Origin of the sequence: Burkholderia sp. E168m15, assembly GCF_016586105.1 — a bacterium.
GTDB lineage: Bacteria > Pseudomonadota > Gammaproteobacteria > Burkholderiales > Burkholderiaceae > Burkholderia > Burkholderia orbicola.
This window is the reverse complement of sequence record NZ_BCPO01000135.1, coordinates 12,743-38,468: the sequence shown is the minus strand read 5'-3', so window position 1 is coordinate 38,468 and position 25,726 is coordinate 12,743. Positions and strand designations below refer to the sequence as shown.

Here is a 25,726-nt window from a genome sequence, read left to right as displayed (position 1 = left end):
TACCGGGCGTGCGGGTCGGGCACTGCACGCTGAACGTCGAGAACGGCGACGCATCGATCCGCACCGGCGTCACCGTGATCGAGCCGCGCGCGGGCGCCGCGCACGATTCGCCGTGCTTCGCGGGCGTGCACGTGCTGAACGGCAACGGCGACGCGACCGGGCTCGAATGGATTCGCGAAGCGGGCCTGCTGACGACGCCGATCGCCTATACGAACACCCACAGCGTCGGCGCGGTGCGCGACGCGCTCGTCGCGAACGAACGCGAAGCGGCGGCCGGCCGCGTGTACTGGTGCATGCCGGTCGTGATGGAAACCTACGACGGACTGCTGAACGACATCTGGGGGCAGCACGTGAGCGCCGCGCACGTGCAGCGCGCGCTGGCCGCCGCGCAGTCGGGGCCGGTTGCCGAAGGCGGCGTGGGCGGCGGCACCGGCATGATCTGCCACGAGTTCAAGGGCGGCATCGGCACCGCGTCGCGCGTGCTGGCGGACGATGCGGGCGGCTGGACCGTCGGCGCGCTCGTGCAGGCGAACTACGGTGTGCGCGAAATGCTGCGCGTGGCCGGCTACCCGGTCGGCGAAGTGCTGCGGCATGTGCATTCGCCGTTCCGCGAAGCCGACGCGAAAGGCGAAGCCGGCATGGGTTCGATCGTCGTCACGATCGCGACTGACGCACCGTTGCTGCCGCATCAATGCACGCGTCTCGCGCAGCGCGCGAGCGTCGGGCTGGCCCGCGTCGGCGGCGGCACCGAGGATTCGAGCGGCGACATCTTTCTCGCGTTCGCCACCGGCAACGCCGGCTTGCCGGCGGTGAACTACGGCAGCAAGGGCGCGCCGACCACCGGCGTGCAAATGGTCAACAACGACCATATTTCCGCGCTGTTCGTCGCGGCGGCGGAAGCGGTGGAGGAGGCGATCGTGAATGCGCTGGTCGCGGGCGGCGACGTCGCATCGCGCGGGGCGCGGGTCGAAGGGCTCGGGCAGGCGCGCTTGCTGGATGCGTTGCGCGAAGTGGGTTGGCGGCCGGGGCGCGGCGCCTGAAACGGCAAGCGCCGCTTCAATCGAAGCGGCGTGGGGCGGGGCGGCGATGCGGCGATCGGCCGGACCGCCGTCCGCCCGCGCCTGTCACGCGTGCGGTGCGGGCCGTGGGGGCCGTGGGGGCGATATGGGCCGGGCCGTGACGACGCGGCGTCATGCTCAGCTGCCGAAGTAGATGTTGCAGAAGCTGACGGGGCCGACGCAGGCGTTCGGGTCTTCCTGCTTCGATTGCGCACGATCGACGCGGCCGGCGGCCTGGATCGCTTCGGTGCGGTTCGCCTGTTGCGGTGCGGCGTCTGCCGGCGCCGGCTGCGCGTGAGCGACGGCAGCGGTGAGCGACAGGGCAACGAGGGCGAGGTGCAGCGGCTTCATTTTGTTTCTCCTGGGTGAGTGCCAGTCTCGCTGGCAGTGAGGAAACTATAGGCTCGCACTGCTTAAAGATTAATCACCGCGGCTGTAGAGCTTATTTCCATCCGGAACAACGATCCCGTAGCGCGCGCACACATTCTTCAATGGCGGTGCCGGTTGAACGGCGCGTCCTTGTCCAGCAGCGCGCTGCGCATGAAGTGCAGGCAGCCGACGATCCTTTGCATGCTGCGGCGCGCGTCGGGCACCGCGTACCACGCCTGCAGCGTGTGCTGTGCCGCGCGAATCGCGAGATTCACCGATTTCAGCGTACGCGCATGGCGACTGGGCGTCGGATCGTCGAAGAAGCGCGGCAGTTCGTTCAGCACCGCATCGATCGAACCGATCCAGCGCAGCGTCTGCGGCGGTTTCGACGCGCAGAACGCGTGCAGCTCGTCGCGCAGGTCGATGACCGCGTGGCCGACCTCGAGCGTCGACAGCATCCAGCGCAGTGCATCGCGATGCTGCCGCGTACGGCGCACCAGCAGCGTGCGCAGTTGCGCCATCAGGTCGTGCGTGCTCGACTGGAAGCGCTGCGCGAGGCCGTCCGGCGCGCCTTCGCATGCAAGCGTCACCTGGCGGCGCAAGTCGTGCGCGATCCGGCCGGTGAGCCAGGGCATGTGGGTCGGGAATACGACTGCGAACACGAGCGAGCACGCGAGCATCGCGACCACGACCGCCAGCCCGTTGTTGATCAGCACTTCAGGCGTATACGCGATCGTGTTGTCGGGGCCCGCAAGCAAGCAGAAGAACACCGCGAAGCCGATCCCGTAGCCGGACAGGCCCGGCCGCATCGCGAGGAACGCGCCGAGGCCGAGCACCGGCGCGAGCGCCGCGCACAGCAGCGGAAAACCGTCGATGTTCGGATAGACGTAGCACAGGAACAGGTAGCCGACGGCGGTCGCGAACGCCGCCCCGACGCCCATCTGCGCGACGAACTTCGGCGCGCGCGGCGACGTCGAGCTGAGTGCGCACGCGATCGCGGTGGCGATCACCGCGAGCGAGCCGCTCGGCCATTCCGACGCGATCCAGAATGCACTCATCGCGCCGACGGCGACCACCGTGCGCAGGAAGGCGAAACCGACGAAGAACGCATTGGTTTTCACCGCGTAATGCGTGACCGAGCGCTCGAACGCGTGATCGTCCTGGTCGAGCGACGCGTACGTGTCGACGTAGCCGAGATATTCGCCGATGAACCGGTACAGCAGCTCGATCGCGGTATCGAAGTCGAGCAGGCCGCCGGCCGCATGGTCCTCGAGGGTTCGCCGCGACGCGCGCGCGGTCTTCGGCAACGCACCGTGGAAGCGGCGCAGTTCGAGCAGCGCGCCGGTGGCCGGTGCGATGCCGCGCTGGCGTTCGTCGCGCAACGCGGCGAAGCGCTGGGCGAGCGCGTCGACGTGCGGCGCCAGCGCGTCGAGCACAGCGTCCGACTGGTTCGCACGCAGCCGTTTGACGAGTTGATGCAGCGCATGCAGCCGCGTGCACGCGTTCATGAACTCGCTGTTCAGCCGCGCGAGCCGACGGCTGCGCGCGCGAATGTGCGGGTCCTCGAACGATGCGAATGCACGATTGGCTTCGAAGCCGACGATGTCGTCGACGAAATCGGCGAAGCGCCGCTCGAAATCGCCGCGCGCGACGTCGCCCGCCAGCGCGCCGGCCGTGAACGCCGCGAACGTCGCGTGGCGCGCGCTCAATGAACGCATCAGCGCCTTCGCGGAACTCAACGGCAGGATCAACGCACTGACCGCGCCCGAGCACGCGATGCCGAGTGCGACTTCCGCGGCGCGCGTGAGCGCGGACTGGAACAGCGTCTGCGGTGTCATCACGGCCGGCAGGCCGATCAGCGCGGCCGTGTAGCCGGCGAGCACGAAGCCGTACCAGCGGAAGTGGCGGTTGCGCACCGCGAGCGCGATGCAGCCGCCGATCCACAGCGTGATGCCGGCCATGTACAGCTCCGGCTGCTGCGCGAACAACCCACCGAGCGCGAGCGCGCCGACGAGGCCGGCCGCCGTGCCGAGCACGCGGTAGAAGCTTTTCGCGAACACCATGCCCGACAGCGGCTGCATCAGCACGAACACGGTCGTCATCGCGGTGCGCGGCTGCGACATTTCCAGACGCATCGCGATGCCCATCGCCAGCAGCGCCGCGAGCACGGTTTTCGCGAGATGCAGCCAGATCAGCCCGTCGGTCGCGGCCCAGTCGCGCGCCGCGTTGCCGAGCGGATCGAGCCATGGCCTCCATCGTGCCGGTTCGATGGAAGGTCGCTCGATCGCAGGTTGTGGCTTCATGAAAAGAGGGCCCAGGGCCGACCGGGCGAAGCGCCGCGGTGCGTCCGAACGGGTCCGTTCGACTGGTGAGGCGCCGATTGTAGGAGTGCGGCGCCCGTGCATTAACGCAGTTGCGGGGAAACGATAGTTGCAGCCGACGTAACAATCTATCGCGCGCAGTGGAGGAAAATGGCGGCTCCGCTACAGGTTGCTCACAGGAATGGATACGCTACAAAACATGCGGGTGTTTTCGCGCGTCGTCGAGACGGGCAGTTTCACCGCCGCCGCGCAATCGCTGAATTCGACGACGGGCGCGATGTCGCGCGCGGTGTCGGAGCTCGAGGCGCGCCTGCGCACCCGTCTGATGAATCGCTCGACGCGCCGTCTCGCGCTCACGTCGGCCGGCGAAAGCTATCTGCGGCGCTGCCGCCAGATCCTCGCCGACGTCGACCGCGCGGAAGAAGAGGCGAGCTGCGCGCACGAGCGCCCGGCCGGCGTGCTGCGCATGCACAGCTTCGCGAGCGTCGGGCACCACTACGTATTACCCGCGCTGACGCGCTATCACGCGCAATTCCCGGACGTGTCGATCGAGCTGTCGCTGTCGCAGCGGATGCCTGACCTGTTCGACGGCACGAGCGACATGGCCGTCGTCACCGCATCGTCGCTGCCTGATTCGGAGCTCGTGTCGCACCTGCTCGGCTCGACGTTCAGCATTCTGTGCGCATCGCCCGACTACGTGAAACGGCATGGCGTGCCGGCCCGCCCGCAGGATCTCGCCGCGCACGCGTGCCTGACGCTATGTACGCCGGCGTTCCCGACGCACGAATGGGTGCTCGAAGGGCCCGACGGCGTCGAGCAGATCCATGTCGCCGGGCCGGTGCAGACCAATACGGCCGAATCGCTCGCCCTCGCGATCCGCGACGGCATCGGGATCGGCATGCTGCCGCTGTATTCGGCAATCGACGCGCTGCGCGACGGCACGCTCGTCCGTGTGCTGCCCGCGCATATCCTGCAGAAGATGAACGTGTATGCGCTGTACCCGTCGCGCCGCTTCGTCGATGCGAAGGTGCGGACCTGGGTCGAGATGCTGCGTGCGCAGGTGCCGACGATGATCGCGCGCGACGTCGAGATGCTGAACGCGATCGACCGCGAACCGCAGGCCGCCTGAACGCAGGCCGTCTGAAACCCGCTCGCGCATCGGCGCGCGGCGGGTTGCTTCATGCAAACACCCGATACGCATCGCTCGCCACGCATGCGTGATGCGAGCGACGCGCATCGTCACAGCGCGGGCCTGGCCGCCGCGCCCGATTCGGTGGCCGGCTCGCCGGCCGGGCCGTAGGCGGCCCGCGCCGCTTTTCGCTCGGCGAGACGTTTCGCCTGCAGCCGTTCCTGCGCCGCGAGGATGTCGTCCGGATAGTTGCCGATTTCACCGCGCGCCGGGTTGTAGCCGACCGATTCGAGATCGATCAGCTCCTGCAGCACCTGCGCGCGCGTGACGGGCGACTTCGCCTGCTGGGCGAACGACAGGACCGGTGCGGCGAGCAGGACGGCAGCGGCGGCGGTAACGACGAGCGATTTCACGTGGTTCTCCTGAATACGGGGTGGGTGGCCGGATCGACACGCCGCACGCGATGCGCGGCTCCGACCTTCGACGTCAGTCTACGCAGCAGGCCGATGCGCAAACACCCCGAATCCAGGAGGGCTGCCTTCCAGAAGCAACAACATTGGCGCGGTCGCCCGCACCGGGCGAAACCGTGAGCGCACACGGGCGCCGTGCATACGGGCGACGTCGCGCGCTGCCGGTCAGAACCGCGTGCGCATGCCGATCGTGCCGACGACCTGGTTCGCCGTGCTCGATGCGCCGCCCGACGTGTTGATGAACGCCTGGTAACCGCGGCCCGACGCGTGCTGAAACATCGCTTCCGCGTACAGGTCGGTGCGGCGCGACAGCTTGTACACGGCCTGCAGGTTCGCCTGATGCCATTTCGGGTCGGTGCCGTGCTTGCTGTCGGGATTCGACACGCTGGCGTCCGTGTACACATAGGCCGCGCCGACGCTGACGGCCGGCGTGACCGCATAGCGCACGTTCACGTCGTAGTTGTTGAACGCGATCTGGCCGCTCGAGCCGAACGCGCCCGTGTTGTCGTACTGCGAGCGCGTGTAGACGAAGCCGACGGTCGCCGGGCCGAACACGTAGCTGACGCCGCCGCCGTACGTGCGCATGCGGTCCGAGCCGATCGACCAGCCGCCCTGGTTCAGGCTCTTCGCTTCGGCCGAATCGGTCGCGCCGGGGCTCGCGCTCGTCGAACCCTTGGTACCGTTCATCTGCAGGTACGCACCGGCCAGCTTCAGCGGGCCGTTCGTGTAGCTCGCGGCCACGCTGTATGCGCGGTTCGCGCTGAAATTCGCCGAGTTGGAAAACGCGTACAGCGCGCCGACCTTGAAGCCCGCGATCGTGTCGCTCGTGTACTTGACCGCGTTGTTGATGCGCAGCGAGTGGTTCAGGTTGTCGTTGTCGAACGGATGCGCGAAGCCCGTATCGCCGAAATCGCCGGACGTCGCCGACAACGGCGCGACGAAGTCGACCATCGTGTCGTACTGGCGACCGAGCGTCAGCGTGCCGTAGCCGGCCCGGCTGAGGCCGACGTACGCGTGCCGGCCGAACAGCTTGCCGTCCTGGCCGAGCCCGCCGTTGTTCGCGTTGAAGCCGTTTTCGAGCACGAACAGCGCCTTCAGCCCGCCGCCGAGATCCTCGGTGCCGCGCAGGCCGAAGCGGCTGCCGTTGATCGTGCCGGTCGTCATGCGCCACTGCGACGCGCCGTTCACGTTGTTGGTATAGGCGATGCCGGCGTCGATCAGGCCGTACAGCGTGACCGAACTTTGCGCGTGGGCGAGCGGCGTGAGGAGTGCGGCGGCGCCTGCGCCGGCGATCAGGGTTTTTTTCATCGGAAAGCTCCTGCGGGTGGGACTGGAAACCAAAGTTCGGCGCAAGTATAGGAATGCGCGGCACGCGCACGGCCGTCCGGGCCGCGAGCGCACTGTTCCAGATCCGACAAGCATCCTTCACAAAACTGACACGACGCGGCGCGCACACCCTGGGCAGGCGATTCCTGCGTGGCGGGCGGCCCTCGGCTTCCGCCCGGTACAGCCTGGTTGTCGTGTCGATGCAACATGCGTGACACGTGCGCGCATCGCTGCTTTTCCTCCATACTGGCCGTTCGGACCACACGGCCGCCGACGCAGATCGCGCGATCGTGTCAATGCAGCACGACAAGAGGCCTCCCCATGAACCTGTTCAACGTACGTCTGCGCGGCCGCGACGGCCTGTTCACGATCGGCGTCGATGCCGGCAAGATCGCGCGGATCGATGCGCAAACCGCGCCGATCGCGTCGACGAACCCCGACCATATCGACGGCGGCGGCCGTCTCGCGATTGCGCCGCTCGTCGAGCCGCATATCCACCTCGATGCCGTGCTGACGGCCGGCGAACCCGCGTGGAACATGAGCGGCACGCTGTTCGAAGGCATCGAGCGCTGGGCCGAGCGCAAGGCGACGATCACGCACGAGGACACCAAAGCGCGCGCGCATGCGGCGATCGGCATGCTGCGCGACCACGGGATCCAGCACGTGCGCACGCACGTCGACGTGACCGATCCGACGTTGGCCGCGCTGAAGGCGATGCTGGAAGTGAAGGACGAGGCGCGCGGGCTGATCGATCTGCAGATCGTCGCGTTCCCGCAGGAGGGCATCGAATCGTTCGACGGCGGCCGCGCGCTGATGGAGCAGGCGATCGAGCTCGGCGCGGACGTCGTCGGCGGAATTCCGCATTTCGAGAACACGCGGGAGCAGGGCGTCAGCTCGATCCGCTTTCTGATGGATCTCGCGGAACGCACGGGCTGCCTCGTCGACGTGCACTGCGACGAAACCGACGATCCGCATTCGCGCTTTCTCGAAGTGCTCGCGGAAGAAGCGCGCGTGCGCGGCATGGGCGCGCGGGTCACCGCGAGCCACACGACCGCGATGGGTTCGTACGACAACGCGTACTGCTCGAAGCTGTTCCGGCTGCTGAAGCGGGCGGGACTGAACTTCATCTCGTGCCCGACCGAGAGCATTCACCTGCAAGGGCGCTTCGACACGTTTCCGAAGCGGCGCGGCGTCACGCGCGTCGCGGAACTCGACCGGGCCGGCATCAACGTGTGCTTCGGGCAGGATTCGATCAAGGACCCGTGGTATCCGCTCGGCAACGGCAACATCCTGCGCGTGCTCGATGCGGGCCTTCATATCTGTCACATGATGGGTTACCAGGACCTGCAGCGCTGCCTCGACTTCGTGACCGACCACAGCGCGACGACGATGCATCTCGGCGAGGGCTACGGCATCGAGATCGGGCGTCCGGCGAATCTCGTCGTGCTCGACGCGGACAGCGATTACGAAGCCGTACGCCGGCAGGCGAAGGCCACGCTGTCGATGCGCCACGGGAAGGTCATCATGCGGCGTGAGCCGGAGCGCATCACGTATCCGGATTGACGCGGAAGGCGGGTCATCGCGGCCCGCCGGCCCTCATGTATTCAACAAATGCATGAGTCGATTCGAAAAATACGTTTGTCTCATGAGAGGCGGGGGCCTACGATGCGGTCCTGATGACGGCATGCAGCGTGCGCGCCGCCTTTTCGATCCTCGTTCGCCGACCCCATGCGCCTCGATCTTCCATCCGCTCCCGCCGCTTCCTCGCCACCCGTCAGCCCGTTCGCGCGCATGGCTGTCGTCACGGTCCTGACCGGTATCGGCGCGGGTCTCGGCGGCATGCTCCTCGCGTTGCTGCTGCATGCGATCCAGCACCTCGCGTACGGCTACAGCATCGCGCACGTGATCGGGTCCGAGAGCTTCCTCAGTGGCGTGACCGGCGCCGAACCGCTGCGTCGGCTGGCGGTGCTGACCGTCTGCGGGATCGTCGCCGGCGGCGGCTGGTGGGCGCTTTACCGGTATGGCCGGCCGCTCGTCAGCATCCGTCGCGCGGTGCGCGCGGCCGATCCGCGGATGCCGTTCGTCAGTACGACGGTTCATGCGCTGCTGCAGATCGTCACCGTCGCGCTCGGCTCGCCACTCGGCCGCGAAGTCGCGCCGCGCGAGATCGGCTCGCTGCTCGCCGGGCGGTTCGCGCATGCGGCGCGACTCACGCCCGACGATTGCCGGCTGATGGTCGCGTGCGGCGCCGGCGCGGGGCTCGCGGCCGTCTACAACGTGCCGCTCGGCGGCGCGATCTTCGTGCTCGAGGTGCTGCTCGGCACGTTCGACATGCGTGCGCTGATCGTGGCGGTCGTGACGTCCGCGATCGCGGCGATCGTCGCGTGGCTCGGCCTCGGCAATGAGCACCAGTACACGGTGCCGGCGTTCGTGCTGAGCACACCGCTGGTCGCATGGTCGATCGTCTGCGGGCCGCTGTTCGGCTTCGCCGCGTACGGTTTCGTGCGGCTCACGACCCGCGCGCGGGCGAACGCGCCGAAGGACTGGCGGCTGCCGGTGTTCGCGCTGCTCAACTTCGCGGTGATCGGCGTGCTCTCGATGGGGTTTCCGCAATTGCTCGGCAACGGCAAGGGGCCGGCATCGCTGGGCTTCGACGGCACGCTGACGATCGGCCTCGCGGCGGTGCTGCTCGTGCTGAAGGTGCTGATCGAGGCCGGCAGCCTGCGGGCTGGCGCGGAAGGCGGGCTGCTGACGCCGGGCCTCGCGAACGGCGCGCTGCTCGGGGTCGTGCTCGGTGGACTGTGGAGCATCGTGTGGCCGGGTGCATCGCTCGGCGGATGCGCGCTGATCGGCGCGACCGCGTTTCTGGCCGCGTCGATGCAGATGCCGATCACGGCCGTCGTGCTGCTGCTCGAATTCACGCGCGCGAATCACGACTGCCTCGTGCCGATGCTGCTTGCCGTGGCAGGTTCGCTTGTGGCGTACCGGCTTGCGCAGAAGCTGGTGGAGCGGCGAGCGACAGCGATCGCAGCCGTCAGCACGCCGGAGGCGGTTGCTCGCTAGCGGGCTCACGCCAGGGCCCGTATACGCATCGATGCGCGCGGCGATCCATCCACGACATGGCGTATCTGGAAGGCGTCCAGTGGGCAGGGGAAGAGCGTGCATCGCTGACGCATCAATTCCGTTTTGAAGTGGATTATCCGCGAAAATATCAAAATAAGACACAATGTATGGGAATTAAAGTTCCTGCATGCATCTCTCCTGTAACTCTATAATATTGTGAGTTATGAGAGATATGGCGCGGGAAGACCCACTATGCTGGAATTAAATTTTCGCAAGCCCGATGAAATCGTCACACTGCTTTGCGCGAGGCTTCGCACGGAGCGGCTGGCGTTGCAATTGACGCAGAGCGACGTAGCCGCGCGTGCCGGCGTCGGTTCCAATACCGTGTCCAATCTGGAAGCCGGACGCAATGTGAGCCTCGAGACGGTAGTTCGTGTAGCCATGGTCCTGGGACGTAGCAAGGAACTCGAAGGATTGTTCCTGCCGAAGCTCGATAGCCTGGAAGACGTTCATCGGTATGAAAAAAGTGCCAAACGTCAGCGCGTCAAGAGGGGCAACCAGAAATGATCGAGCGGATCGATGTCTACTACGACGGCTGGGGGGAGCACTGGCTGTGGGGATCGATGGTTTCTACGACGGCGATCACGGGGCGCCCGTTGATCGTATTCGAATATAGCGATGACGCGCGCAAAAGGGGGCTGGAACTGTCGTCTTATGCGCTCCCATTGCATGGGGCGAGGCTGCGCAAGGACTTTCCGTCCCACCAGCTGGGATTGCCCGGCCCAGTCTATGACGCGCTGCCCGACGGATGGGGCATGTTGCTCATGGACCGCTTGTTCAAACGCCGCGGTCTCAACGCGGCACGCATCGGGCCGCTGGAGCGGTTGGCTTACATTGGCAACCACGCAATGGGCGCCATGTCGTTCGAGCCGGTCGCGGTCGAGATCCAGGCACCGCAGCCGGATATTCCTCTCGACCGGCTCGCGGCCGAGGTACAGGAAGTCCTCAACGGTGAGGGCGGCGAATTCCTTCATCAACTGCTGCAGGTGGGCGGCTCTCCGCAAGGTGCCAGGCCGAAGGCCCTGGTCTATCGTGATCCGCAGTCCGGCGTTTTTACCACGGCCGCGGTGGCGGGTTTTGACGCGTGGTTGGTCAAGTTCCCGGCTCGGCAAGAGCATCCCGAGGTGTGCGCGATCGAAATGGTCTACGCCGAGTGCTTGCGCATGTGCGGCATCGAGACCCCGGACACGCTGCATTTCAATTTGCCTGACGGGATGGCGGCATTTGCGTCCCGGCGTTTCGATCGACGGGACGGTCTGCGCGTGCCCATGCAAAGCGTTGCCGCGTTTACCGGTGCCGATTACAAAACGCCGGGGGCGCTGGACTACGTGAACTTCTTGCGTGCGACTCACATGTGCACCAACGACGTACGCGAGAAGGCGCGGGCGTTTGAACGGGCTGTCTTCAATGTCGCGTTCAACAATCGCGACGATCATCCGAAAAACTTCGCTTACGTCATGTCGCGATCCGGCCAGTGGAAACTCGCGCCGGCCTACGACGTGACATTCTGCGAGGGGCCGGGCGGTTACCACCAAATGGACGTCATGGGCGAGGCGCTGCGGATCGACCGGGCGGCATTGCTCGGACTGGCAAAGGAAGCAGAGCTTTCCGCAGCCGTTGCCAGCGACATGATCGACGGAATGTGCGGAGTAGCCAGCCAGTTCTCGGCCATTGCGAAGCGCCGCTACGAGGGGATCATCACAGAAGACACGCTGACGGACATTCAGCGTCGAATCGACGAGAACGTTGCGCTGCTGCGCTAGGGCTCGGCGTGCGCGACATCATGGGGTATTGCGTGACGACGCTGCTGTTCTCGGGCGTGGTGTTTGTCGCGGAGATGCATCTGTTCTGACAGAGCGAGGCGAGATGCGGCCGGGGCGAAACCCGCATCTCGCCAGCCTGAATCTCGTTGTCTTCAGCCGCGCGACCGCACGTCGGCGTGCTCGTGCCCGTGCCGCAACGCGAGGCTCGCGAACGCCGCGACGACGAGCGCGGCCGCCAGCAGCGTCAGCCCGTTCTTCGCATTGCCGGTCGCCTGTTCGATCGCGCCGACGACGGTCGGCCCGACGAAGCCGCCGAGCAACCCGCACGTATTCACGAGCCCGAGCCCGCCGGCCAGCGCGCTGCCGGCGAGCCGCGACGCCGGAAACGTGAACACGATCGACTGCACGACGAAGAACATCGATGCAGCGACGCACACGCAGAGCAGCCCCGCCAGCGGCGACGCATGCGCAGCGCCGACCATGCCGGCGGCCATGACCATCAGCCCCGCGCACAGCATCCGGCGCGAATGACGCGACTCGCGGGCGAAGCGGGGCAGCGTCCCGGCGCCCAGCGCGGCGGCGAGCCAGGGCAGCGACGTCAGCAACCCGACCGCGACCGGCGAGAGCCGCCCCGACGCGCCGATGATGCCCGGCAGGAAGAAGATCACCGTGTAGATGGTCAACTGGTGGCAGAAGTACACGAAGATCGCGAGCCAGATCTGCGGATCGCGCAGTGCGGCGCCGAACGCATGGCCGCCGTGCGCGGCGACGCCCGCGTCCTGTTCGGCGGCCAGCTTGCGCTCGAGCGCGCGGCCGGTTTCCGGGGCGAGCCACGGCGCGGCGCTCGGACGGTCCGGCAATCGCGTCCACACGACGAACGCGAGCAGGATCGCCGGGATGCCTTCGACGACGAACAGCCATTGCCAGCCGTGGAAGCCGAGCGTGCCGTCGAGCTCGATCAGCGCGCCGGCGAGCGGCCCGCCGACGATGTTGGCGATGCACACGCCGAGCAGGAAATAGCCGGTGGCGCGCGCACGTTCCTCGCGGCCGAACCAGTACGTCAGATACAGCATCACGCCGGGAAACAGGCCGGCTTCGGCCACGCCGAGCAGCAGGCGCATCACGTAGAACGACGTCTCGCCGCGGACGAACGCCATCGCGACCGACAGCGCGCCCCACGTGATCATGATCCGCGTGATCCAGAAGCGCGCGCCGACGCGATGCATGATCAGGTTGCTCGGGATCTCGAACAACGCGTAGGTGAGAAAGAACAGCCCCGCGCCGAGCCCGTACGCGGCCGATGAGATGCCGAGATCGATGCCCATCGAATGTTTGGCGAACGCGATGTTGGTGCGGTCGAGAAAGCTGATCACATAGGCGGCGATCAGCAGCGGCATGAGTTTGCGGAACAGCAGCCGGTTCAGCGACGCGTTCGCGTCGCCGGCGGCGGAAGACAATGCCTGAGCGTGATGAGTGGACATGCGGACGACTCCGGTAAGAGCGAACCGGCGCGCACAGCAAGCACGGCGCGCCGCGTTCGGCAAATGCCGCTGCGATGCAGGCAGCGGATGGGCAGTCGACGGAGCCGCGCCGGCGGCGCTCGAACGGAGCGGGGCGATCAAGGGCGTCCTGGCGCCGGCCGGCTCGGGCCGGCGCCTTGTCACTGCGCTTGCGGGTTCTGGTGTTGGGGTGCTACCCGGCGGTCAGAAATTCACCGCGTCGCCGCCCTTGAGTGCGAGCATCGCGCGCGCCTCGGCCGGCGTCGCGATCTCGAGCGACAGGCCTTCGAGCACCTGGCGCATTTTCAGGACTTGCGCGGCGCTCGATTCCGCGAGCTTGCCGGGCGCGATCCACAGCGAATCCTCGAGCCCGACGCGCACGTTCGCGCCTTGCGCGGCGCCGATCGTCGCGAGCGGAATCTGGTTGCGCCCGGCGCCGAGGATCGACCACACGTAATCGCTGCCGAACAGGCGGTCGGCCGTCCGGCGCATGTGCATCAGGTCCTCCGGGTGCGCGCCGATCCCGCCGAGCAGGCCGAACACGCTTTGCACGAAGAACGGCGGCTTCGCGAGCCCGCGATCGACGAAGTGCGCGAGGTTGTACAGGTGCGAGATGTCGTAGCACTCGAATTCGAACCGCGTGCCGTTCGCGCCGCAGCGCGTGAGGATCGTCTCGATGTCCGCGAACGTGTTCTTGAACACGAGATCGCGGCTTTTCTCGAGATGTTCGCGCTCCCACGGATGCTTCAGCTCGCGGAAGCGCTCGAGCATCGGGTACAGCCCGAAGTTCATCGAACCCATGTTCAAGGACGCGACTTCGGGCTGGAAATGCAGCGCCGGCTGCAGCCGTTCGTCGACCGTCATGTGCGGGCTGCCGCCCGACGTGAGGTTGATCACCGCGTCGGTCCGCGCCTTGATGCGCGGCAGGAACTCGGCGAACACGGCCGGGTCCTGCGTCGGCTTGCCGTCGGACGGGTTGCGTGCGTGCAGGTGCAGGATCGCCGCGCCGGCCTGCGCGGCCGCGACCGCGGCCGTTTCGATTTCGTGCGGCGTCACGGGCAGGTACGGCGACATCGACGGCGTATGGATCGCGCCGGTCGGCGCACAGGTGATGATGATTTTGCGAGCGTTTGCCACGGATGGATTCCTTTCGATGAACGATGCAGGAGGCGTCAGAGCACTTCGACGTTGCCGCAGACGGAGATCGCCTGCCCGGTGATTCCGTGCCCGCCCGGCGAGCACAGGAACAGCGCGGTCGCGGCGATCTCGGCCGGATCGGTCATGCGCCGCAGCGAGATCTTCTCGAGATAGCGCTGCTCCATTTCGTCGTAGCCGATGCCGAGCTGCTGCGCGCGCGCCTCGATCACGCGGCGCATCCGCGGGCCGCGCACGATGCCGGGCTGGATCGCGTTCACGCGGATGCCGAGCGGCCCGAGTTCGATCGCGAGACTTTTCACGAGGCCGACCACCGCCCATTTGGTGGCCGCATACGGCGTGCGGAACGCGTAGCCGAGCCGGCCGGCGACCGACGACAGCGCGATGATCGCGCCGCCGGGTTTCGACTCGCGCAGCAGCGGCACCGCGCGGCGCGCGAACTGGAATTGCGCGTTCAGGTTGATCGCGACGGTCTGCTCCCACTGCACGGGGTCGATTTCGTCGATGCCGCCGGTCGGGCCGGCGATGCCCGCGTTGTTGACCAGCACGTCGAGGCCGCCGAGCCGGGTCGACACGTCGGCGAACACGCGCTCGACGGCGGCCGGGTCGGACACGTCGGCCAGCGTCGCGCTGATCGCGCCGGTCGCGGCACGCGGCGGCCGGTCGGCGAGCGCCGCGATCGAGGCTTGCGACGCATCGCAAACGTGCACGCGCGCGCCGCATTCGGCGAACGCGTCGGCGATTTCGAGGCCGATGCCCGACGCGCCGCCGGTCACGAGGACGCGCAGGCCGTCATAGGGTTTCAGCAGGTCGGAAGCTGTCATGCCGGGTTGTCTCCATCTTTGGTGTTGTGGAATGACGGCCGCTCGCGTGTCGGGCGGCCGTGGCAGGCGGTCGCTACGGTTTCGCGTTCACGCTCCGCGGCGTCTGTTCGGCCCGCAGCGTCTCGGCGAGATCATGCGCGGCGCCGCCGATGTCGAGCGCGATGCCGGCCCGCACGCCCGCGCCGTCGCGCCGTTCGAGCGCATCGACGATCGCGCGGTGCGCATCCATCGAGCGCCGCATGTGCGGGATGTCGAGCGCGACCATGTTGAGGAACGGGCCGACGCGCATCCACAGGTTCTCCACGATCGCGAGCGTGTTTTCGCTGGCGCCGTGCGCGTAGATCGCACTGTGGAACGCGAAATTGCTTTGCAGGTAGGCGCGCGAGCGGCCGGCCTCGGCGTGTGCCTGCATCGTCTCGTAGGTCTTGCGCACGGCCGCGATCTGCGCGTCGGTCATCCGGGCGCACGCGCGTTCGGCGATGCAGCCTTCGAGCGCGATGCGCACGTCGCGGAGTTCGTCGAGCATGTCGAGCGTCATCGGCGGGACGACGAGCGCGCGATTCGGGCCGTCGACCAGCGCGCGTTCGGCGCGCAGCCGCGTAAGTGCGGCCCGCACGGGCATCGTCGACGAGCCGACCGCCTCGGCGACGCTGCGCAGGCTCAGCGCCTGGCCGGGCGCGAAACGGCCGCTCATCAGCGCTTCGCGCAGTTGCTGATAGACCTTGTCGGCCATCGTTTCCTGTTCGATGACTTTCAGTGCGGGCGGGACGATACGGGGCGGCAAGGCGGGGCTCCTGAGTTTGATCTGCGATCTGTGATCACACTGGCGATGTGCGAAGTTTTGTCGATCGGGGCGGCGGAGTCAAGGCGAACGGGATCGGGGAAAACGAGGGGTGAAGCAGAAGACGGATCGGAGTCCGACAAGCCGATGTCCTTACAAAAAACTTTCAAGCCGTGCATCATGACGCCCTGATTCGGTGGATTCGAAGGTTCTCGGTGCACATGAGCCGTCGCGAGTCTTCGATGCGCTTACCCTCGAGTCGAATTCATTTCAACAACAAGGAGCCAAAGTGAAACGACCATCATTTGCCGTTGCATGGGCGGCATCTCAGCGAATCTACGACCCGGCAAATTCCGGTGAGCGCGTTGCGAAAGTGATAGGTGGATACGTCGAGAAGAACGTCAACAATCCGAATCCGACAGAGCGATGGAGCAATACTTGCGCGGTGAGGATGAGTTATATCCTGGGTGAAGCTGGCATGGTGATACCGCGAATCCCCGAGCAAACGGTATCGGGCAGAGACAATCGGCAATACTTTTTCCGTGTCAGGGATTTGATTCGTTTTCTCGAGCAACGCTGGGGGAAGGCTGAGGGCGTCAAATACCCGCCGTCGAACGGAGGGCCACTTGCGGGTCGGCAGGGCGTCCTCCTGTTCGAGGTGTCGGGGTGGAGCGATGCACAGGGCCACGCCACGCTGTTTAACGGGCGGACGTGCTACGACCATTGTTACTTCAACGAACCGGGCGCGCGGTATCGTACCGATCGCGCAAATTTTTGGAGCCTGTCATGAGGGGAGTCCGGATCGCTGCCGCGTTGGCGTGCATCGCGTTTCAACCGACGATGGTCGTGGCGAAGGACGTCGCACAAACATCGCCCGAGGCCGGCTCACGAACTTACCTCCAGAACTTCAAGGACATGGCGTTCGCGGAGTGCCTGGCTGCCGCATACAAGCAGGCGCCCGGCGCGAGCAAGGACATCGGCAGCAGCATCAGCGCGTTGCGCGACTGGACCTACTACGACATGGAACGTGCGCCGGACGTCATTCATGCGCTGGTCGCGAAGTATCTGGCTCGCGACTATCGGAATCCGGTTGTCGAATCGGAAGTCGCGGATGTGAAGTTCGACTTCCTGAAGTGCATCGACCTGTATCACGGCAAGGAACTGGACGCTGCAGCGAAGCAGCTCGTATCGCGTCCGAACCGTACCTATCGAACCGAGCATCCGCCCAAGCCGCAGTAGCGATCGAACGCCGTTGCGCGATGCAACGGCGCGCCGTATGCCGTTTCGTCGACGCTATTCAAGCGTCCGGATCGAATTGCTGATCCCGCGCGCGCAGTCGATCACCGCCGGCGCGAGCTTGCGGCGCGCGTCGTCGAACGTCCAGCGGCTCGTCGGCGCGACCACGTGCACGGCCGCGACCGGCTGCCCCTGACTGCCGAGCACGGGCGCGGCAATCGACATGTCGCCGATGAACAGTTCTTCCTGGTTGGTCGCGTAGCCTTCGCGCCGCGCGCCATCGAGCAACGCGACGAGATCGTCCAGCGCCGTGACCGTGCGCGGCGTGTGCGGCGTACGCACCATGCCGTCGAGCCGTGCGCGTGCGTGATCCGGCGGCAACGCGCTCAGGAATGCGCGGCCGCTGCCGGTGCAGTACATCGGGATACGGCTGCCGATCGGCATGTGGATCGGCACGAACTTCGTCGACACGAAACGCGCGACGTACACCATTTCGTCCTCGTCCGGCTCGGTGAGGTTGGTGGTTTCGCCGGTCAGGTTCGTCAGCTCGGACAGGAACGGATTCGCGACGTCGATCAACGTATCGGCCGCGAGATAGTTGAAGCCGATCCGCATCACGTGCGGCGTGAGCTGATAACGCCGCGTGACCGGATGCTTGCGGATGTAGCCGAGCTTCTCGAGCGTATAGACCATCCGCTGCGCGGAGCTTTTCGTCATGCCCGCCGCGTCGGCCACTTCCGCCAGCGTCATCGTGCGCCGCTTCGCGCTGAACGCGCGCAGCACGTTGAGCCCTTTTTCCAGCGACTGGTTGAACAGCAGATCGTTTGCTTGGTCGGGCGACGTTTCCATGGCGAGGGGCGAGATCGATTCGATACCGCATCATATCGTATCGAATATCGATACGCAAAAATCTATTTGCGATGTTTTTGATTCGTTTTAAGATCAAGCCATCGTCGCAGTGTCGATCAGCGACCGGCCGGCGCACCGGATTATTCGAGAGGGAGTCACCATGGTTCCGTTCATCAAGCGGTTCGGCGCGCTGGCCGCCGGTTTCGTCACCTGTATCGCACTCTCCACGGCTTCGGCGAGCGCCGTTGCCGCCGAGCCCACGCTGAAGGTCGGCGCGACGGCCACCGGCGTGCCGTTCACGTTTCTCGACGTCAAGAGCAATTCGATCCAGGGGATGATGGTCGATGCGATCACCGCGGCCGGGAAGTCGGCCGGGTTTCGCGTCGACGTGCAGCAGACCGTGTTCTCCGCGCTGATCCCGTCGCTCACCACGCAGAAGATCGACATCATCTCGGCCGCGATGCTGAAGACGCCGGCGCGCCAGCAGGTCGTCGATTTCTCGGACACCGTCTACTCGTTCGGCGAAGGCCTGATCGTGAAGGCCGACGATCCGGGCCGCTATACGTCGATGGACGATTTCAAGGACCAGGTGGTCGGCGCGCAGGTCGGCACCGCATTCGTCGATGCGCTCAACAAGAAGGGCATCTTCAAGGAAGTCCGGACCTACGATTCGATCGCCGACATCATGCGCGACGTCGCGCTCGGCCGTATCAAGGCCGGCTTCGCCGACCAGCCGATCGTCGCGTACCAGATCGAGCACGGCGTCAATCGCCAGGTGCGGCTGGTGCCCGAATACCAGAGCGTCGTGAAGGGGCAGGTGTGCTTCATCGTGCGCAAGGGCGACAACGCGACGCTCGAGCAGCTCAACGGCGCGATCCGCAAGATGAAGAGCGACGGCACGCTGCAGCAGATCCTGCAGAAGTGGCACATGAGCTGAGCGTCGGCGCTCGCTTCCCGACCGGCAACGCCCGCGCGTCGGCGGGCATCCCCAGCGGCGTGCCGTTCGGACGTCGCATAGGAGACCTCATGTTTTTCCAGAACGCGATCGATTTCCTGCCGATCCTGCTGAAGGGCGCGGTGGTCACGATCGAGATCACCGCATGCGCGTTCGTGCTCAGCTCGGTGCTCGGGCTGATCCTCGCGCTGCTGAAGGTGTCGCGCAATCGTGCCGTCGCGACGGCCGGCAGCACGATCATCAACGTGATCCGCGGGCTGCCGATCATCGTGCAGCTGTTCTACATGTATTTCGTGCTGCCCGATCTCGGCGTGCAACTGTCGGCGTTCCAGGCCGGCGTGCTCGGTCTCGGCATCGCGTATTCGGCGTATCAGGCCGAGAACTTCCGCGCCGGCATCGAGGCGATCGACCGCGGCCAGATCGAAGCCGCGCACGCGATCGGCATGCGCGGCCCGATGATCATGCGGCGCGTGGTGCTGCCGCAGGCGTTCCGCATCGCGCTGCCGCCGTACGGCAACACGCTGGTGATGCTGCTGAAGGATTCGTCGGTCGCGTCGACCATCACGGTCGCGGAAATCACGCGCGCCGGCCAGCTGATCGCATCGTCGACGTTCCAGAACATGAGTGTCTACACGCTCGTCGCGCTGCTGTATCTCGCGCTCGGCCTGCCGCTGATGTTCGCGGTGAACCGGCTCGGCAAGCGGCTCGCAGTGAGGAGGGGCGCATGATCCGGATCGATTCCATCCATAAACGGTTTCAGCAGCACGCGGTGCTGAAGGGCGTGAGCCTCGACGTACAGCAAGGTGAAGTCGTGTGCCTGATCGGGCCGTCCGGTTCCGGCAAGTCGACCGTGCTGCGCTGTATCAACGGCTTCGAGACCTACGACGAAGGGTCGATCACGATCGACGGCGTGAAGGTCGACGCGCATTCGAAGCGGATTCACGAATTGCGGATGCGGGTCGGCATGGTGTTCCAGCGCTTCAACCTGTTTGCCCACCGCACGGCGCTCGAGAACGTGATGGAAGGGCCGGTGCACGTGCGGCGCGTGCCGGCCGCGCAGGCGCGCGAACAGGCCCGCGCGCTGCTCGACAAGGTCGGCCTCGCGCACCGGATGAATGCGTATCCGTCCGAGCTGTCGGGCGGGCAGCAGCAGCGCGTCGCGATCGCACGTGCGCTTGCGATGGAGCCGCAGGCGATCCTGTTCGACGAGCCGACGTCGGCGCTCGACCCCGAACTCGTCGGCGAAGTGCTGGGCGTGATGCGCGGGCTGGCCCGCGACGGGATGACCATGGTGGTCGTCACGCACGAAATGGCATTCGCCCGCGAGGTGGCCGATCGCGTGTGCTTCCTGCACGACGGCACGATCTGCGAAAGCGGGCCGGCACGCGCGGTGCTGACGCAGCCGAGCCATCCCCGCACGCAGGAATTCCTGCGTCGCCTGCTGGCGTCGGACGGCGCCGACCACCCGGATCGAACATGAGCGCAACGACTGCGGCACCCGGACGGCCCGACGCACAGTGGCCGGATTCGCTGTGGGCGGCGACCGCCGCGCCGGCACCCGATACGCCCGCGCTCGACGCATCGGTGTCGTGCGACGTGGCGATCGTCGGCGCCGGCTTCACGGGCCTGTCGACCGCACTGCATCTGGCCGAACGTGGCGTGAACGTTCGCGTGATCGATGGCGCGCAGCCGGGCTGGGGCGCATCGGGCCGCAACGGCGGGCAAGTGATTCCCGGGCTGAAATACGACCCCGACGAACTGGTCCGCCGGTTCGGCGACGAGGCCGGCGAGCAGCTTGCCGGTATCGTCGGCGGTGCGGCCGATACCGTGTTCGACCTGATCGCGCGGCACGCGATCGACTGCGATGCGCGTCGCGAGGGGTGGATTCAACCCGCGCCGACCACAGCGATGCTCGACACGGTTGCACGCCGTGCGCAGCAATGGGCGGCGCGCGGCGCGCCGGTCGACGTGCTCGGCCGCGACGACGTCGCGCGACGGCTCGGTACGCCAGCGTATGCGGGCGGCTGGATCGATCGCCGTGCCGGCAGCGTGCAGCCGCTCAGCTATACGCGCGGTCTCGTGCGGGCAGCTCAGGCGAGCGGGGCGGTCGTGCACGGGTCGACCCGCGCCGTCGGGCTGACACGTGCCGACGGCCGCTGGCGGGTCGCGACGTCCGGCGGCGCGACGCTGTCGGCCGAGCGCGTCGTGATCGCGACCAACGGCTACACGGACGGGCTGTGGCCCGGCTTGCGCCAGTCGGTGATCGCCGCGAACAGTTTCATCGTCGCGACGGAGCCGCTCGCGCCGGCGCTCGGCCGCGACATCCTCGCCGGCGGCGAGGTCGCATCGGACGCGCGCCGTCTGCTGCTGTACTTTCGCCGTGACGCGGCCGGCCGCCTGCTGATGGGCGGCCGCGGCCCGTTCGCCGAACCGCGCGCGCCGAGCGACTGGCGCCATCTCGAACGCGCGACGACGCTGCTGTATCCGCAACTGAAGGGCGTCCGGTTCGAATACCGCTGGGCGGGGCGCGTCGCGATCACCGCGGATTTCCTGCCGCACGTGCACGAGCCCGCGCCGGGCGTGACGATCGCGCTCGGCTACAACGGCCGCGGCATCGCGATGGCGACGACGCTCGGCAAGCATCTGGCCGCGCATCTGTCGGGCGATGCGCAATTGCCGCTGCCGTTCCGCGTCACGCCGATCCGGCCCATTCCGTTGCACGGGCTGCAGCGCTTCTATATCGCGGCCGGGGTCGCCTGGTATCGGTTGCTCGACAGCCTGTCCTGACCTACCTGTGACGGCAGTCGCCATCCGTCGTCCGATCGGGCAGAATCGGCCTGCCCAGTTTCGACCGACGGATACCGCATGACCGACCCGAACGACCCGAACGAATCGCCCGGCCGCCGCGCTTACGCGAGCTTCGCGCAACGCTATGCGGACCTCGCGCCGACGAAGGCGCACAACGGGCTCTACGAGCGGCCGGCATCCATGGCGCTGCTCGGCGACGTAGCAGGCCTGACGGTGCTCGACGCCGGCTGCGGGCCCGGCATCTGCAGCGCGCATCTCGCCGGTCACGGCGCGACCGTGCATGCGTTCGACGTGACGCCGGAGATGGTTGCGCTCGCAAGGACGCGTTGCGCGGGCCTGCCGGTCGACGTCAGGGAAGGCGACCTGGAGGCGCCGCTCGCGTGGCTGCCCGACGCGTCGGTCGACAAGGTGCTGTGCTCGCTCGCGCTCGACTACGTGCGCGATCTCGCGCCGACGCTGCGCGAATTCCGGCGCGTCGCGCGGCCGGGCGGAACGCTCGTGTTCTCGATGGCGCATCCGGTGCGCGACTGGATGGACGAACGCACGCGCGGCGACGGTACGTATTTCGACACGTCCCGCTTCGGTTTCCACTGGTCGGGGTTCGGCGAGCCGAAGCCGTACGTCGAAGCGTGGCGGCGGCCGCTCGCCGACATCCTGAACGCGGTCGCCGACGGCGGCTGGCGGCTCGAGCGCTTCGTCGAACCGACGCCGCTGCCGGAAATGAAAGCCGTATCCGAACGGCTCCATGCGGAGCTGTCGCTGGCACCGGCCTTCCTGTGCATCCGCGCGCGCTGCTGACCCGGCGCGGCGCCCGGCCGGCGCTCAGTGCTGCGCCGGGGCGTCCGTCAGCGTGCCGAGGAACGCTTCGATATCCTTGATGTCCTGCGCCGTCATCGCGGGTTTGTCGCCCGGCTTGCGATCGAACGGCGCATCGGTCACGTCGACGTTCGCGCGATATTTCGGCGGAATGTCGTCGTATTCGTCGACCTTGCCGTCCGCGCCGCGCGAATAGAACTTCTGCGGCGAGATGCTGCGCTCGTTGTAGAACGCCATCACCTGGTCGAGCGTGTGGAATACGCCGTTGTGGAAGAACACGTGGCGTGTCGCCGAATTACGCAGCGTCGGCGTCAGGAACATCCCGCAATACTGTGTCTGGTCCTTCAGGTCGTCGCGGAACGGCCCGCACACGCCGAGATCGTAGAACGCCGGGTTGCGGTTCTGCGCGAGCGCCCGGTTGCGCGGCGCGCCGAGCGCCTCGTACTGGTAATCGGTAAACATCGGCGGCAAGCCGTCCTTGCCGGGTTTCGACAAGTGGCAGCCCGCGCAATTCGCCTTGTCCGGATCGTTGAACAGGCGCAGCCCGCGCAGTTCGGCCTGCGTGAGGCGCGCGCGGCCTTCGAGCCAGCGGTCGTACTTGCTGTCGTACGGATGGAACGACGGATCCTCGACCTGATAGCGCGCGATCGCGAACATCGCTTCCGACACCGCGAGCTGCGGCGTGGAGAACACGCGCGCGCCGAACAACTGCTCGAATTGCGCGCGATGCGACGACTGCGCGAGCTTGCGTGCGACGTCGTCGACGCTCGCATTCGCCATCTCGACCGGATTCAGCAGCGGGCCGAACGCCTGTTGCTGCAGCGTATCGGCGCGGCCGTCCCAGAACATCCCGCCTTGCGGCACGAGCTGCGGCGCGGCCGACGTACCGGCCACCTTCTGCGCCTTGACGACGCCGGCCGCCGCCGTGGCCTGCTGCGCGACGCTCGGCGCGGCGTCGTTTTCACCGGCGTCGGGGCCGATGCTGAAATTCGGCTGGCGGTACAGGTACATCAGCGACGGCGGCGGACGATAGCCCTGCTGCGTCATCGCGAGGCCGCCCGGTTGCACGTCGAGCGCATTCGGTGGGCCATACGCATGATCGGGACTATGGCACGACGCGCACGACTGCTTGCCCGATGCGGACAGCGACGGATCGTGGAACAGCGCGCGCCCGAGCTGCGCGACCGCCGACAGCGGCTGCGCGGCGGGCCGCTGCAGCACGACCGGATGCGGATTCGCGCCGGTCCAGTCGGCGACCACGGTGCCGATCGCCGCCGGCACCTGGGCGGGAAACGCGATCGCGAACGCGCCATAGCCGATCACGGCCGCGCCTAGCACGAACGCCACGCGGCGCAGCAGGCGGGAAGGGGCGCGCGGCGCGGGCGTGCCGGCGGCGTCGGGGGACGGAAAGGCGGGGCGAGCTGTCATGCTGTCGATCGAAAATCGGGCGTCGCACGAAGCGACGCGTTAAATGGAAACGGCCGGCGCGTGATGCGCCGGCCATGCGGTCATGCCGTGACGGTCAGATCGCCGGGGCCGCGCTCAACGCGGTGCCGAGCGTCGGGTCGAGATACAACGGCGTCGTGTTCGGCTTCGACGTGAAGTCGAACAGGTTGCGCAGGTCGCCCGCCGTCGCATCGAACGAGCCGCCGCCGATCCGCTGGCCGCCGAGCCAGTTGTCCTCGATGAAGCGCACGACGGACGACTGGTCGAGCATCGTGTGATCGACGTAGTTCTGCTTCGCATACGGCGAGATCACGACGAGCGGAATACGCACGCCCGGGCCGCAGCGGCCGTTCACGGTCGCGCCGCTCACGCCGGTGGTGCCGCCCGTGCCGCACTTGCCGGCGCCGTTGAGCTGGTCGACCGGGTCCGACGATGCGTGCGTCGGCGCCGTGTACACGTGGTCGTACCAGCCGTCCGAGTCGTCATAGGTGACGATCACGGCCGTGTTCTGCCAGTCCGGCTGCTGCTGCAGGAAGTTGACGACCTTCGTCACGAACGCCTGCTCGTCGAGCGGATCCGAATAGCCCGCATGCCCGTCCTGCGCGGCCGGCGCCTTCAGGTAGCTGACCGACGGGAAGTTGCCGGCCTTCACGGCGGCGAAGAAGTCGTCGGTGTCGTACTGGTGGTTCGCCGGTTCGGCCGTCTTGCCGTCGGTCTGGACGCTCGATCCGATCGCCGCGATCGAGCTCGGGCGCGTGTGTTGCGGGTTCGCGGTCGACGCGTAGTACTGGAACCAGTTGTGGTGCGGGATGTAGTCGGCCGTCGCGGCGTTCACGGCGGTAGCGACCGTGCTGCGCGCGCAGCCCGTCGTGCCGTTGCCGTTCGTCGTCGACAGGTTGAAGCCGCCCATGAAGCCACCCCACGTGATCTTCGCGGCATTCAGCAGGTCGCCGATGTTCTTGCCGGTCATCATCGCCTGGTCGGTCGTGCTCGAACACACGTCGAAGCCCGGATCGACGTCGTTGATCATCGTGAGGCCGCCCTGGCCGTCATTGATGTAGTACGAGCTGGCGGCGAGCGTCGACGGTTGCTTCGACGTCTTGACGATCTGCATCCCGTTGGTCTGCCCCGCGACGACGTTCAGCGCACCCGGCGTCGACGGCCCGTAGCCCGTCGTGAACGTGTTGTCGCTCATCGCGAAGCGCTGCGCGTAGTTCCACAGCGCGGTCACCGTGTTGCCGTCGAAGTAGCCCATCACCTGGCCCTTCGTGCCGAACGCGCCGGCGCCGCCGGACGAGCCCTTGCCCGTGTACTTCGGGAACAGGTCGGCGAGACCGTTGTCCTCGGCCTGCTGTTCGGCCGTGTACGCGTGGTTCTGGTCGGCGGTCGCGGCCTGCGTGCGGTCGAGTCGGAACGGGTTCGCCGCGTCGGTGCCGTTGGCCGTGTTTGTGAAGTTCGGGTTCGCGGTGAGCAGCGTGCCCGTCAGGCCGTTCGGCGTCGGCGTGCCGGATTTGGCGGTGAACGCCGGCTCGCCCGACGGGTTCGTCGCGTTCGGGTAGGTGCCGAAGTAGTGGTCGAACGAGATGTTTTCGCCGTAGATCACGACGACGTGCTTGATCGGCGTGGCGGTCTGCAGCGCATCCTGCGACGAGACGACGGGCGCCGGCGTGGAATCGTCGCTGCCGCCGCAGGCGAACAGCGCAAGCGTGGCGCCGGCGCAGGCGGTGACAAGCAAGGCTTGACGGAACATCGGAAAACTCCAGGGTAAGGCCTTCGATGGTGGAGAACGGCCCCGTCG

24 protein-coding genes and 1 pseudogene are annotated in these 25,726 nt (G+C 67.0%); 14 read left to right on the top strand and 11 right to left on the bottom strand.

The features are described 5' to 3' along the window. The coding region (locus JMF86_RS20895; protein ID WP_201317130.1) for a P1 family peptidase at positions 1 to 1,040 on the top strand (1,040 nt) is incomplete at its 5' end. Between the two features lie 156 nt (positions 1,041 to 1,196). Here the strand turns inward: JMF86_RS20895 and JMF86_RS20890 are convergent. Both JMF86_RS20890 and JMF86_RS20885 read right to left on the bottom strand, forming a co-directional pair. Continuing rightward, complete coding sequence (locus JMF86_RS20890; protein ID WP_011547764.1) at positions 1,197 to 1,409, bottom strand: hypothetical protein; 213 nt, start codon at positions 1,407 to 1,409, stop codon at positions 1,197 to 1,199. A 137-nt stretch (positions 1,410 to 1,546) separates the two neighbouring features. Further along, a complete protein-coding gene (locus JMF86_RS20885; protein ID WP_011547763.1) occupies positions 1,547 to 3,730 on the bottom strand; it encodes an FUSC family protein in 2,184 nt (727 codons plus the stop codon). A gap of 199 nt (positions 3,731 to 3,929) precedes the next feature. Here JMF86_RS20885 and JMF86_RS20880 point away from each other — a divergent pair, with 199 nt between their 5' ends. Next, the gene (locus tag JMF86_RS20880) at positions 3,930 to 4,877 is read left to right on the top strand and encodes a LysR family transcriptional regulator (RefSeq protein ID WP_006479092.1); all 948 of its coding nucleotides are present in this window, start codon (positions 3,930 to 3,932) and stop codon (positions 4,875 to 4,877) included. 110 nt (positions 4,878 to 4,987) lie between these two features. Here the strand turns inward: JMF86_RS20880 and JMF86_RS20875 are convergent, their stop codons facing one another. Further along, the gene (locus JMF86_RS20875) at positions 4,988 to 5,290 is read right to left on the bottom strand and encodes a DUF4148 domain-containing protein (RefSeq protein ID WP_011547762.1); all 303 of its coding nucleotides are present in this window, start codon (positions 5,288 to 5,290) and stop codon (positions 4,988 to 4,990) included. Between the two features lie 222 nt (positions 5,291 to 5,512). After that, positions 5,513 to 6,655, bottom strand: a complete 1,143-nt coding sequence (locus JMF86_RS20870; protein ID WP_011694731.1) for a porin — start codon at positions 6,653 to 6,655, stop codon at positions 5,513 to 5,515. Between the two features lie 339 nt (positions 6,656 to 6,994). Between JMF86_RS20870 and codA the strand changes: the two genes are divergently transcribed. The 5 genes and pseudogenes from codA to JMF86_RS20845 all read left to right on the top strand — a co-directional run. Beyond that, complete coding sequence (gene codA / locus JMF86_RS20865) at positions 6,995 to 8,236, top strand: cytosine deaminase (protein ID WP_011547760.1); 1,242 nt, start codon at positions 6,995 to 6,997, stop codon at positions 8,234 to 8,236. A 165-nt stretch (positions 8,237 to 8,401) separates the two neighbouring features. Beyond that, positions 8,402 to 9,736: a chloride channel protein gene (locus tag JMF86_RS20860; RefSeq protein ID WP_011547759.1), complete on the top strand. Its 1,335-nt coding sequence runs from the start codon at positions 8,402 to 8,404 to the stop codon at positions 9,734 to 9,736. Between the two features lie 252 nt (positions 9,737 to 9,988). Continuing rightward, positions 9,989 to 10,303 (top strand): helix-turn-helix domain-containing protein, encoded by a 315-nt coding sequence (locus JMF86_RS20855; protein ID WP_011547758.1) that lies wholly within the window; start codon positions 9,989 to 9,991, stop codon positions 10,301 to 10,303. Next, a complete protein-coding gene (locus tag JMF86_RS20850) occupies positions 10,300 to 11,559 on the top strand; it encodes a type II toxin-antitoxin system HipA family toxin (protein ID WP_006479086.1) in 1,260 nt (419 codons plus the stop codon). Before JMF86_RS20855 ends, JMF86_RS20850 begins: the two co-directional genes overlap by 4 nt. After that, a pseudogene (locus JMF86_RS20845) lies at positions 11,550 to 11,648 on the top strand (TIGR00366 family protein); the annotation flags it as partial. The gene JMF86_RS20850 and the pseudogene JMF86_RS20845, both read left to right, overlap by 10 nt. Positions 11,649 to 11,711: 63 nt before the next feature. Here JMF86_RS20845 and JMF86_RS20840 read toward each other — a convergent pair. The 4 genes from JMF86_RS20840 to JMF86_RS20825 all read right to left on the bottom strand — a co-directional run bounded on the left by JMF86_RS20840 (position 11,712) and on the right by JMF86_RS20825 (position 15,821). Further along, positions 11,712 to 13,040 (bottom strand): MFS transporter, encoded by a 1,329-nt coding sequence (locus tag JMF86_RS20840; RefSeq protein ID WP_011547757.1) that lies wholly within the window; start codon positions 13,038 to 13,040, stop codon positions 11,712 to 11,714. A gap of 222 nt (positions 13,041 to 13,262) precedes the next feature. Beyond that, entirely contained in the window at positions 13,263 to 14,195 is a 933-nt protein-coding gene (locus JMF86_RS20835) for a 3-keto-5-aminohexanoate cleavage protein (RefSeq protein WP_011547756.1), read from the bottom strand. A 35-nt stretch (positions 14,196 to 14,230) separates the two neighbouring features. Further along, positions 14,231 to 15,037 (bottom strand): SDR family oxidoreductase, encoded by an 807-nt coding sequence (locus JMF86_RS20830; protein ID WP_011547755.1) that lies wholly within the window; start codon positions 15,035 to 15,037, stop codon positions 14,231 to 14,233. 73 nt (positions 15,038 to 15,110) lie between these two features. Beyond that, positions 15,111 to 15,821 (bottom strand): GntR family transcriptional regulator, encoded by a 711-nt coding sequence (locus JMF86_RS20825; RefSeq protein WP_011547754.1) that lies wholly within the window; start codon positions 15,819 to 15,821, stop codon positions 15,111 to 15,113. 286 nt (positions 15,822 to 16,107) lie between these two features. Here JMF86_RS20825 and JMF86_RS20820 point away from each other — a divergent pair, with 286 nt between their 5' ends. After that, the gene (locus tag JMF86_RS20820; protein WP_011547753.1) at positions 16,108 to 16,608 is read left to right on the top strand and encodes a type VI secretion system amidase effector protein Tae4; all 501 of its coding nucleotides are present in this window, start codon (positions 16,108 to 16,110) and stop codon (positions 16,606 to 16,608) included. After that, a complete protein-coding gene (locus JMF86_RS20815; RefSeq protein WP_011547752.1) occupies positions 16,605 to 17,057 on the top strand; it encodes a type VI secretion system amidase immunity protein Tai4 in 453 nt (150 codons plus the stop codon). The genes JMF86_RS20820 and JMF86_RS20815 overlap by 4 nt, the downstream gene beginning before the upstream one ends. Positions 17,058 to 17,111: 54 nt before the next feature. Here JMF86_RS20815 and JMF86_RS20810 read toward each other — a convergent pair whose 3' ends face one another. After that, positions 17,112 to 17,903, bottom strand: coding sequence for an IclR family transcriptional regulator (locus tag JMF86_RS20810; protein WP_011547751.1), 792 nt, complete (start codon positions 17,901 to 17,903; stop codon positions 17,112 to 17,114). Positions 17,904 to 18,063: 160 nt separating this feature from the next. Between JMF86_RS20810 and JMF86_RS20805 the strand changes: the two genes are divergently transcribed. From JMF86_RS20805 to JMF86_RS20785, 5 genes are all read left to right on the top strand, one after another. Further along, complete coding sequence (locus JMF86_RS20805; RefSeq protein ID WP_011547750.1) at positions 18,064 to 18,840, top strand: ABC transporter substrate-binding protein; 777 nt, start codon at positions 18,064 to 18,066, stop codon at positions 18,838 to 18,840. 89 nt (positions 18,841 to 18,929) lie between these two features. Further along, a complete protein-coding gene (locus JMF86_RS20800) occupies positions 18,930 to 19,586 on the top strand; it encodes an amino acid ABC transporter permease (RefSeq protein ID WP_011547749.1) in 657 nt (218 codons plus the stop codon). Continuing rightward, positions 19,583 to 20,338 carry an amino acid ABC transporter ATP-binding protein gene (locus JMF86_RS20795; RefSeq protein ID WP_006479077.1) on the top strand — a complete coding sequence of 252 codons (756 nt, stop codon included), beginning with the start codon at positions 19,583 to 19,585 and terminating at the stop codon, positions 20,336 to 20,338. The genes JMF86_RS20800 and JMF86_RS20795 overlap by 4 nt, the downstream gene beginning before the upstream one ends. Continuing rightward, complete coding sequence (locus JMF86_RS20790) at positions 20,335 to 21,645, top strand: FAD-binding oxidoreductase (protein WP_011547748.1); 1,311 nt, start codon at positions 20,335 to 20,337, stop codon at positions 21,643 to 21,645. Before JMF86_RS20795 ends, JMF86_RS20790 begins: the two co-directional genes overlap by 4 nt. A gap of 78 nt (positions 21,646 to 21,723) precedes the next feature. Next, on the top strand, positions 21,724 to 22,464 hold the full coding sequence (locus tag JMF86_RS20785) for a class I SAM-dependent methyltransferase (protein WP_011694732.1): 741 nt from the start codon (positions 21,724 to 21,726) through the stop codon (positions 22,462 to 22,464). Positions 22,465 to 22,488: 24 nt separating this feature from the next. Here JMF86_RS20785 and JMF86_RS20780 read toward each other — a convergent pair whose 3' ends face one another. Together JMF86_RS20780 and JMF86_RS20775 are read right to left on the bottom strand one after the other, a co-directional pair. Then, positions 22,489 to 23,910: a cytochrome-c peroxidase gene (locus JMF86_RS20780; RefSeq protein WP_011547746.1), complete on the bottom strand. Its 1,422-nt coding sequence runs from the start codon at positions 23,908 to 23,910 to the stop codon at positions 22,489 to 22,491. 94 nt (positions 23,911 to 24,004) lie between these two features. Beyond that, a complete protein-coding gene (locus JMF86_RS20775) occupies positions 24,005 to 25,678 on the bottom strand; it encodes a phospholipase C (protein WP_011547745.1) in 1,674 nt (557 codons plus the stop codon). Positions 25,679 to 25,726: the final 48 nt, after the last annotated feature.

Bases quoted from the DNA above. Each gene is read 5' to 3' on its own strand.
- JMF86_RS20785 (WP_011694732.1), top strand. From the start codon at position 21,724: ATGACCGACCCGAACGACCCGAACGAATCGCCCGGCCGCCGCGCTTAC.
- JMF86_RS20880 (WP_006479092.1), top strand. From the start codon at position 3,930: ATGGATACGCTACAAAACATGCGGGTGTTTTCGCGCGTCGTCGAGACG.
- JMF86_RS20800 (WP_011547749.1), top strand. From the start codon at position 18,930: ATGTTTTTCCAGAACGCGATCGATTTCCTGCCGATCCTGCTGAAGGGC.
- JMF86_RS20860 (WP_011547759.1), top strand. From the start codon at position 8,402: ATGCGCCTCGATCTTCCATCCGCTCCCGCCGCTTCCTCGCCACCCGTC.
- JMF86_RS20890 (WP_011547764.1), bottom strand. From the start codon at position 1,409: ATGAAGCCGCTGCACCTCGCCCTCGTTGCCCTGTCGCTCACCGCTGCC.
- codA (WP_011547760.1), top strand. From the start codon at position 6,995: ATGAACCTGTTCAACGTACGTCTGCGCGGCCGCGACGGCCTGTTCACG.
- JMF86_RS20795 (WP_006479077.1), top strand. From the start codon at position 19,583: ATGATCCGGATCGATTCCATCCATAAACGGTTTCAGCAGCACGCGGTG.
- JMF86_RS20815 (WP_011547752.1), top strand. From the start codon at position 16,605: ATGAGGGGAGTCCGGATCGCTGCCGCGTTGGCGTGCATCGCGTTTCAA.
- JMF86_RS20870 (WP_011694731.1), bottom strand. From the start codon at position 6,655: ATGAAAAAAACCCTGATCGCCGGCGCAGGCGCCGCCGCACTCCTCACG.
- JMF86_RS20855 (WP_011547758.1), top strand. From the start codon at position 9,989: ATGCTGGAATTAAATTTTCGCAAGCCCGATGAAATCGTCACACTGCTT.
- JMF86_RS20810 (WP_011547751.1), bottom strand. From the start codon at position 17,903: ATGGAAACGTCGCCCGACCAAGCAAACGATCTGCTGTTCAACCAGTCG.
- JMF86_RS20790 (WP_011547748.1), top strand. From the start codon at position 20,335: ATGAGCGCAACGACTGCGGCACCCGGACGGCCCGACGCACAGTGGCCG.
- JMF86_RS20885 (WP_011547763.1), bottom strand. From the start codon at position 3,730: ATGAAGCCACAACCTGCGATCGAGCGACCTTCCATCGAACCGGCACGA.
- JMF86_RS20850 (WP_006479086.1), top strand. From the start codon at position 10,300: ATGATCGAGCGGATCGATGTCTACTACGACGGCTGGGGGGAGCACTGG.
- JMF86_RS20830 (WP_011547755.1), bottom strand. From the start codon at position 15,037: ATGACAGCTTCCGACCTGCTGAAACCCTATGACGGCCTGCGCGTCCTC.
- JMF86_RS20840 (WP_011547757.1), bottom strand. From the start codon at position 13,040: ATGTCCACTCATCACGCTCAGGCATTGTCTTCCGCCGCCGGCGACGCG.
- JMF86_RS20780 (WP_011547746.1), bottom strand. From the start codon at position 23,910: ATGACAGCTCGCCCCGCCTTTCCGTCCCCCGACGCCGCCGGCACGCCC.
- JMF86_RS20775 (WP_011547745.1), bottom strand. From the start codon at position 25,678: ATGTTCCGTCAAGCCTTGCTTGTCACCGCCTGCGCCGGCGCCACGCTT.
- JMF86_RS20805 (WP_011547750.1), top strand. From the start codon at position 18,064: ATGGTTCCGTTCATCAAGCGGTTCGGCGCGCTGGCCGCCGGTTTCGTC.